The following is a 6909-nucleotide window of genomic DNA, read 5'->3' as shown; positions in this document are numbered from 1 at the left end:
ATGGCTATTCACCTTCGTCTCTCCCGGTGCCGCAGCCGAGCGGCTCCACCGCATCATTCAAGGCGGGGCGGAAGACCTGATCCTCGGTGTGCTCTTGGAGGAATGGCCGTACGGCATTACCTGCACCGTTGACGTGGACGGCCTGATCGCTGATCTCGACGGAAGAAGCGCGCCGGCGTGGGTCGGTCGACGGCTTTCCGTCTACCCCAGGGCTCTTGCCGCGGACCGGCTCAAGGCTCTGGGGGCATCGGTCTAGTAGAGAGGCCGTCCGGATACCGGCTGAGAGATTCGCCTGTTGTCCTACTTCGGCTGATGCTTGACGCTTCGGCCCCGCCTGATGCTTTATATGATCACGACGAGGCTGACCAACCAAGCTTTGCGCGAACTGGCCATCATTTCGCTCGGCGACACTTCCGCTCATGCCGATGAGAGCGAGGTGGGCCCAGAGAGTGCGGGGAGCGCCCAGAGATCGCACGTAGACCGGCTCTATCATCTGCCCATGATCACACCGCAGGGCGGCCGCCGCTCCGCAATGGTCCCCGATGTCGAAGTCGACTTCGGGGCTGGTCCGACGACCGTCCCGAGCACGATGCGTTACGTCGATCTCACCGGGAACGGGCGTATTCGGGTCCCTGCCCAGGGTGCGGTGGACTGGTCACAGCTGAACAAGCTGCCGGAGTGCATCACCGTGGAGTGGTCGGGGGCCGACCGTGGTGTCGTCGAAGCGGTCGCGGCCCGCCAGATCAGGTTCTTGTACTGGCATGACGCCAGCGGGACCGTCGACCTTACCGGGACGGGCGTCACCGACGTTCGGTTGGATGGCATCGGGCTACGCAGTGTTCGCCTTCCGGAGTCGGCAAGGGTGTTGCTACTGAGGGAACCGCCTGAGTCGCTGGAGGTTGACGCGCCCGAATCGGGTCATCGGATGGACTTGCGGTTGTTCTCCCGCGGACCGGATATCAGGATTCCGGGCGGTTTGAGCCGCGTTTCAGAGCTCTGGCTCAAGGTCGCGGGAACGGTTTCCGCGTCGGTGCTGACCGGGTTGACCGACCTGGAGGAGTTGAGGGTCTCGTTCGACGATCCCCCCGGCGTCTTCGCTGACGCCCAGGATCTCCAGGCGCACCGTGGGCTGCGCACTCTTCAGCTCGACGATGCCTACGACTGGGATCCAGGAAACCTGCCGGAGCTGCCGTCGCTGCGCGGTCTGGAGATCAACGGGACCCGACGGGCCACCGCGACGGTGGTGAAGGCACGGTTCAAGGCCACCGATGTCCGGATATCAATCCACGGCGCCAAGTCCGAGGCGTGGCTAGCGGCCCACATGAGCAATCCTTTTCGCGACTGGGTGGAAGACTCCAAGCCCTTCGGAGCCGCCGCGTGCGAGGCATACACGCGAGCTCGCTCGGCCATCGAGGCGCTCGCACCCACAGCATCCGACCGAATGGCTGTCGCCGAGCACGCCCTGCGCGGCCTCATCGCCGCTCTCAACGCGATCGATGCCGAATACCAGCTGATTGACACGCTCCGCCGGGAGCAGGCCGGCGAGGTGTTCTTCGAGCTGGCAGCACAAGCCGAGGTTCCTGTTGACCAGGCCCGGCGCTGGTTTGCTGACCGGGACTTCTGACGCTAGCCGGCCGAGATCAACGCTCAGCGCTGCGGCCGATCGCGCACACGATCAACCTGAAACGGCAGTGTCCCGGCCGGAGGCTAGGCCGTTGGCGGTCGCTCGGAATGACTACGAGATATCACTGGATTTGAACTTGGTTACCCCAGCCCGCCGGCTGACCGATCGTGCAGACGGCCCGGACCGGTGCAGTCGTCCTTCTGCCGATGAGCGGGCGTTTCGGGGCTCCCTGGAGCCGGGTGCGGACGTGATCCGCGAGGTGGCGTCGATGTCTGCGCCGGTCGGCCGCACACCACTGCCCACCAAGTGGAGCGAGTGAGCATCGATCACGCGGGAAAGCTGCTCACTCGCTCCATCCAACGTGCCTGCATCTGGCACCCATGCCTACCGCCGCACGTGACCAGGCTCGGTAGGTGCGGTCGGTTGCGGCCCCGCTTCTATTGGCTCGAGGCCTACTCGGCATCGAAGGTCGTGGCCTCGGATCCAGTCGGTTCCATGGACCTCGTGCCAGTACTCTCGCCCTTCTTGCCCGCCTCGATGGGGGCGTAGCGCCGCCGTTGAAGCTCATCGCGTTCGACGTCCGGGATCGTCATCGACTCGGCAAGCACGGCGGCGAGCGCGTCCACTTGAGTGTTGTCGATGTCAGTGTGGAAGAGCCACCGGATGTTCTCGTCGCGCGTGATGAGGTCGATCGCCAAGCGCCCGCTTTCGTCCTGTGTGGTCGCTGCTCGGACGTATCGCACTCGGTCAATCGGGATGTCCTGACCGATCTCGCCTTGCTCAAGGAATGCGTTCGTCTTGGCCGTGATGATGCGGCGATCCGTGACGGCGACGAGTGTCTTTGCCGCCGCCTTGTCCATCGCTGCCGCCAACTTCCCCTTCACTCCGCTGAAGATCGCAGAAACTGGATCGAGGGCATCGAGCTGGTCGGGGAAGCCGAGGACACGTAGGGTCTCACCGTCCTGGAGGAACCATCGCAGGATGCGAAGGTACGGCTCGAGATCCAGCGATTTCGGTGCGCAGGCGACGCCCGGAGCCTCGAGCGGAGGGGCTGGTGGATGGAGAGCATCGGCAAGAGGCTCGATCGCTTCTAGAAGACGGGCGGAGGTTAGGCGGGCTGCCTTCGAGTCCCTCCGCTTCCCCGTCAGTGGCAGTGTGTCGCGTCCGGGGAGCTCGGCGATGATTCGTAGCTCCCGCGTCAGCGAGTCGACAAGGCTCGTCGTCTCGGCGAGAGCGGAGTCGAGCTCCGTGCGAGTGTGGCGCGCAATGGCGTCGACGAGACGGGCCTCGCCGGCGTCTTCGGGTCCAGCGGCTCTCGCCCGCGCGGCGTGGAGCGCCTGATATCCGGTCCATGCCTTGACGGAAGACAGAAGGGCGTTGGCGTCGAAGAGGATTGCCTCGGCGTTCGTCTCGAGATACTCACGGCGGCCATGTGTGTCGAGCCGATGGATCTGCCGGACGTGATCGCCGACGTTCAATCGGTACTGGTCCAGCTGCTTACCCAGGTCCGCCTTTTTGCCCGCGACGGTGTCCCACAGGGACGTCGGGACCGACCCGACCTCTCGCGCGTGGTCAACTACCTGATCGACGGTGGCGACCAGAGCCGTCAGCTCGGCCCACTGCTCGTTGCGGATGGTCGTGAGTACCTGGCTAGTCAGCGCGATATTGGTTCTGACGAGGCCCGTGATCTCACTCAGCTGCATCTGAAGGGCGACCATAGCCAGCGCCGGCCCGACCGCGGCCGCGGCCTGCGCCGCGCTCACCGCAGTCACGGGGATGAAGCGGGCCTGAGCGACTATCTTGCCGTTGGCGAACACTGCTCCGAGGTTCGCGCCACCCTTGATAGCGAGTGTTCCGCCAGCGTTCAGTAGGGCCCGTGTCGCGTCGGTGATCCTGTAGAGCCCCTGCACGCTGGCGAATGCGTTTCCGAGGTTGCCGGCCACGGTCGCAGTGTTTCCGATCGAGGCGAGGACTGTGGAGATCTGCTTGCGGTCGGCGGTCGACACGAGCCCAAAGTCGATCAAATCGAGCTTGAGTTCCGCCGGGACCTCACCGAAGACGACAGCAACCCCTGGGAGTACCTCCGCTAGGACCGTCGATGCCGTCGTTGAGTCGATGTCCGAGTTGGGTGTCGGATCGTCCGCAACAGGTGAGTCGGCGGTATTGCCCATTTCTCTCCCCTTCGCCCAGAATCCAGACACTCCGGTCTTCTGGCTGGGAAATCCTATTGGAACGGTCTATCCACGCCCCACAATTCCCATGATCTCAGTTCTGTCACGATGGCACTATCCGTTCAGTCGTGCGAAACGTGCGCCCGGCTCGCCGTGCAAGTCAACGCACAATCGATTCCCGGCTATCTCACTGGGGCAACGCCCTGCGGTTCAGTGGCAACCCCACGCCCCGTCGCTCCGCGAACGTCAGGATTCACCGCGCCACGACGGGGCGTTTGATGCTGGCTAGCTCTACCGACCACGCCACGGCCATGCCGCATTCCGCGCGGATCTCGAGGTGCGTCATTCCGCGAACGAACCGCCCGCACTTGCCGCGATCCGCGCGCTGCGGAGCGTGACCACCCAGCAGCAGCCCTCGGAGTGTCCGGACATGCCGAGTTGAGGATGCTCAAAGGTTGTCTGATCATGGTGTTGCGAACGCCGCGCTGCGGCTGGGAAGCTCTTGCCGTGCTGGAGACCGATGAGTCGTACCGTGGCGGCGCCGAGAAGACCTGTGAGTGCTGCGGGCAACCCAGCCGCCGCACCTGGTGCATGGTGACTCGTGACGGCCTCCCGTATGCGATGTTCTTCGCCGCGTGTTACAGCCACGCTGGCGTACGCGAAAGCTGGACTGACGTGGTATTCGGTACGTGGGGTCAGGGCACCGACTACCACGACCACCTCACCTTCGGCTGCCGCTTCGGCCCAGGCGCCGGCAGCGATCTGCCTGGGGCTACCGCGGTAGATGCTGCCTCAGTGGCGCCAGACGGCCCCCTCTACGGTCACAAGCTCACTCGAGCCGAGGCCCTGGCCCACCCAAAACTCAGCGAGTTCTGGGAAGTGATCGACTTCGTCGTGGCGACCGACCCACTGGTACACCAGCACCACTACGGGCATCGGGCACCTGCGAGCCAGTAACGCCGCCAACGGCAGATCGCTAGCTGACGGGACGGACAGGGCGCACTGTCGATCGAACGCCCTGTCATGCCGCGAACCGCATGACCACCGTCGCGCGTGATCACCGTCTCGTCGGCGGGTGCACCCTCGTGCCGATGACAGCGCGGCCCTCCGGGGACTGCGACGATGGTGGCGGGCCGTCGGTCGTCAACTCCGCGGGAACATTTGTCCAAGACTGATAGTCGACCGCCCGTGCATAGTCTCCGCATGAGTGAATACGACGTTGAGCACTCGCATGGGATGCACGTGGTCCACGACGGCCCGCTGCAGGCGCCGCCGCTGTTGCTCATCCACGGATCGGGGGCCTCGGGCGGCACCTGGGGCCCGGTGGTCCCGGCACTCGCCGACCACCATCACGTCATCCGGATCGACCTCCCTGGCTGCGGCCAGTCCCCGCCCGCGCTGTCATACGACGTGCCCGCGCAGGCGGGCCGGGTGGCGGCGCTGCTCGACGACCTCGGCCTTCGTCGTGTCGCTGTGGTCGGGCACTCCAGCGGCGGCTACGTCGCCACCGCGCTCACCGAACAGCGCCCTGACCTGGTGGGTTCGCTCGCGCTGATCAGCACCGGCCCGAGTCTCGATGCGCTCCTTCCGCAGCCGGCCATCCTGCGGGTCCTGTTGGCCCCGCCTTTCGGCCCGCTCCTCTGGTCGCGGCGTTCGGACGCGATGATCCGCCGTGGGATCAATGCGACGACCGCTCGCCCTGTGGACCTCCCGGACGATGTGATCGCCGAGGTACGGGGCACTGCGTACCGTGCGTTCCGGAAGGTGGCGCGCCGGAACGTCGCGTACATCACCGAGCGGAGCGTGCCCAAGCGTCTCGCCGCCATCGAGGTCCCAGTGTTGGTGATCTTCGGCGCTGCCGACCCCCGCTGGGAGCCGTCGTCGGCACACCAGTACGACGCGGTGCCGAACGCGCGGGTCGAGATGCTGCCCGGCGTCGGGCACCTACCCATGTTCGAAGCGCCCGAGACGACCAGCAAACTGCTGCTGGGCTTCACGGCAACGGGCCGCTGACACCCTGCCCGTGATCCCTAAGGCCTAGACTGATGGCGTGCTGTCGATCGGTACACCACCCGACTGGACGTGGGTGGACATCGCAGTCCCGCGCCCGACAGGTCGGCTGCCGGGGATCAGCATGGCCGGGTTCCGCCATCGTGCCCCCGCACTCGTGGACATCGCCATGGTCGCGCACCCGTCCGTCACCCTGCTCGTCGACCTGAGCGAGGGAGAAGGCGTCGTCTACGAAACCCATGGCCGGCACGAGCGCGGCAGTGTCGTCGTCGGGCTCCTCCCCGGCGATCTTCGGGCAGCTGGCTGGGGGGTCGGCGAGTGCCTCCAGATCCGGCTGGAGCCGGTCGCGGCGGCTGCGTTGTTCGGCGCATCGACCGAGCTCAGCGGGACGGTGGTAGCCCTTGAGGATGTCTGGGGCCGCGACGCCGGGCAAGCCGAGGACAGGCTGCGCGCCGCCGCGTCGTGGGATGAACGGTTCACGATCGCGGTGGAAATCCTCGGCCGACGGTTGGGCGCCCACCTACCGGTCGATCCGGAGGTCGCCTACACCTGGCGACGGACGCTCACCAGCCGGGGGCGGGTGCGGGTCGACGGCCTGGCGGACGAGGTCGGCTGGAGCCGCAAGCGCCTGTGGTCCCGCTTCCGGTCCCAGCTCGGCATCACACCCAAACGCGCCGCCCAACTTGTGCGCTTCGACCACGCCGCCCACCTTCTCGCGGCGGGTCACGCCGCCGCCGGCGTTGCCACCGAGAGCGGCTACGTCGACCAGTCCCACCTCCACCGTGAGGTCAAGACGTTCGCCGGGCTCACGCCCACGGCCCTGGCCGTCGCGCCGTGGCTCGCGATCGACGACGTTGCGTGGCCGGCTTCATCGCCAACCCAGCGCCCTACGAAGGGTGGCGAACGCATCCCCGACCTTCGTTGAACAGCCTGCCTACAACGATGCGGCTTCCACGCGCTGCGCAGATTGAGAAACCCGCCGTGTCAGGCAATTTCGTCGAAGTTCCCGCGGACGGTTCGCTGGTCGTGGCTGCATCTCGACAAATTCCTGCCCGCACTTGCCGCTGGTCGCGCGGTCATGCCCGGAGGTGTTCCGCTGGCTGC

At 66.1% G+C, this 6909-nt stretch carries 6 protein-coding genes; 5 read left to right on the top strand and 1 reads right to left on the bottom strand.

Features of this window, described 5'->3' with window-relative positions; all coding sequences use genetic code 11:
• A partial coding sequence (locus Pmi06nite_RS41400) for a hypothetical protein (protein WP_203958734.1) occupies positions 1-256 on the top strand: 256 nt, incomplete at its 5' end.
• 243 nt (positions 257-499) lie between these two features.
• Positions 500-1624 carry a hypothetical protein gene (locus tag Pmi06nite_RS41395; RefSeq protein WP_203958733.1) on the top strand — a complete coding sequence of 375 codons (1125 nt, stop codon included), beginning with the start codon at positions 500-502 and terminating at the stop codon, positions 1622-1624.
• Positions 1625-2076: 452 nt separating this feature from the next.
• Here the strand turns inward: Pmi06nite_RS41395 and Pmi06nite_RS41390 are convergent, their stop codons facing one another.
• Positions 2077-3795, bottom strand: coding sequence for a hypothetical protein (locus Pmi06nite_RS41390; RefSeq protein WP_203958732.1), 1719 nt, complete (start codon positions 3793-3795; stop codon positions 2077-2079).
• Positions 3796-4260: 465 nt separating this feature from the next.
• On the opposite strand from Pmi06nite_RS41390, the gene Pmi06nite_RS41385 reads away from it, so the two are divergent.
• The 3 genes from Pmi06nite_RS41385 to Pmi06nite_RS41375 all read left to right on the top strand — a co-directional run bounded on the left by Pmi06nite_RS41385 (position 4261) and on the right by Pmi06nite_RS41375 (position 6730).
• A complete protein-coding gene (locus tag Pmi06nite_RS41385) occupies positions 4261-4752 on the top strand; it encodes a hypothetical protein (RefSeq protein WP_203958731.1) in 492 nt (163 codons plus the stop codon).
• A gap of 246 nt (positions 4753-4998) precedes the next feature.
• Complete coding sequence (locus Pmi06nite_RS41380; RefSeq protein WP_239114569.1) at positions 4999-5808, top strand: alpha/beta hydrolase; 810 nt, start codon at positions 4999-5001, stop codon at positions 5806-5808.
• 37 nt (positions 5809-5845) lie between these two features.
• Positions 5846-6730 carry a helix-turn-helix domain-containing protein gene (locus Pmi06nite_RS41375; RefSeq protein ID WP_239114568.1) on the top strand — a complete coding sequence of 295 codons (885 nt, stop codon included), beginning with the start codon at positions 5846-5848 and terminating at the stop codon, positions 6728-6730.
• Positions 6731-6909 lie beyond the last annotated feature (179 nt).

The sequence above is a fragment of the Planotetraspora mira genome, from assembly GCF_016863275.1.
Lineage (GTDB): Bacteria > Actinomycetota > Actinomycetes > Streptosporangiales > Streptosporangiaceae > Planotetraspora > Planotetraspora mira.
This window is presented reverse-complemented; position numbering and strand designations above follow the sequence as displayed.